Origin of the sequence: Zobellella denitrificans (genome assembly GCF_002237365.1) — a bacterium.
Taxonomy (GTDB): Bacteria; Pseudomonadota; Gammaproteobacteria; order Enterobacterales; family Aeromonadaceae; genus Oceanimonas; species Oceanimonas denitrificans.
In genome coordinates, this window is record NZ_NMUO01000184.1 from 1 (window position 1) to 1246 (window position 1246).

The 1246-nt window shown below is 73.5% G+C and carries 1 protein-coding gene; it reads left to right on the plus strand.

Annotated features, from left to right (window positions below):
• A partial coding sequence (locus CGX12_RS19200) for an NAD(P)/FAD-dependent oxidoreductase (RefSeq protein WP_176442124.1) occupies positions 1-1246 on the plus strand: 1246 nt, incomplete at both ends.

The following is a 1246-nucleotide window of genomic DNA, read 5'->3' on the forward strand; positions in this document are numbered from 1 at the left end:
GTGGAGAAGGGGGCCGAGGTGGGCGCCCATATCCTGTCGGGGGCGGTATTCGACAGCCGGGCGCTGGACGAGCTGTTCCCGGACTGGCGCGAGCGGGGGGCGCCGCTGCACACCCGGGTGGCGGAAGACGTGCTCTACCTGCTGCGCGACGCGCACCGGGCGCGGCGGCTGCCCGCCGCCCTGGTGCCGGAGTCCATGCACAACGGCGGGCACTATATCGTCCGCCTGGGCAACCTCTGCCGCTGGCTGGCGGAGCAGGCCCAGGCGCTGGGGGTGGAAGTCTACCCCGGCTTTGCCGCTGCCGAGGTGCTCTACCGGGAGGACGGCGCCGTGGCCGGCATCGTCACCGGCGACATGGGCCGGGGCCGGGACGGCGAGCCCGGGCCCGGCTTTATGCCGGGCATGGAGCTGCGCGCCCGCTATACCTTGTTCGCCGAGGGCTGCCGGGGCCATCTGGGCAGGCAGCTGATTGCCCGCTTCGGCCTGGACCGGGGCCGGGATCCCCAGCACTATGGCCTGGGGCTGAAGGAGTTGTGGGATCTGGACCCGGCCAAATACCGGCCCGGCCGGGTGATCCACGGCGCGGGCTGGCCGCTCGGCGGCGAGGCCGGCGGCGGCTTTTTCCTCTACCACGGCGAGGGCGGGCAGGCGGTGGTGGGCCTGATCGTCGACCTCGACTACCGCAATCCCTGGCTGAGTCCCTTCGAGGAATTCCAGCGGCTCAAGACCCACCCGCTGCTGGCGGCTCAGCTGGAGGGCGGCCGGCGGGTGGCCTACGGCGCCCGGGCCATCGCCAAGGGCGGCTTCAATGCACTGGTGAAGATGACGATGCCGGGGGCCCTGCTGATCGGCTGCGACGCGGGCACCCTGGACGTGGCCCGCATCAAGGGCAGCCACACGGCGATGAAGTCGGGCCTGCTGGCGGCGGAAGCGGTGGGGCGGGCGCTGGCGGAAGGTGACGAGGGCGGCCGGGAGCTGGTCGATTTCGAGCGCCGCTACCGGGACTCCTGGCTGTTCGACGAGCTGTACCGGGGCCGCAATGCCGGTCCGGCGCTGCGCCGGCTGGGGCCCTGGGGGGGCGGCCGCGGGGCCCCTGTGCCCACGGACTCTGGCCGCCGGCTGGGGGACCCCGGGGGCACCCTGGGGCACGCTGGGGTCCTTCCCCGGTTCCACACCACGGCCTCCCACCCCGACCGTCCGCCACCGGGGGAGGGCGCGTGCTGTTTTACACACTGTCGCCTGCCTC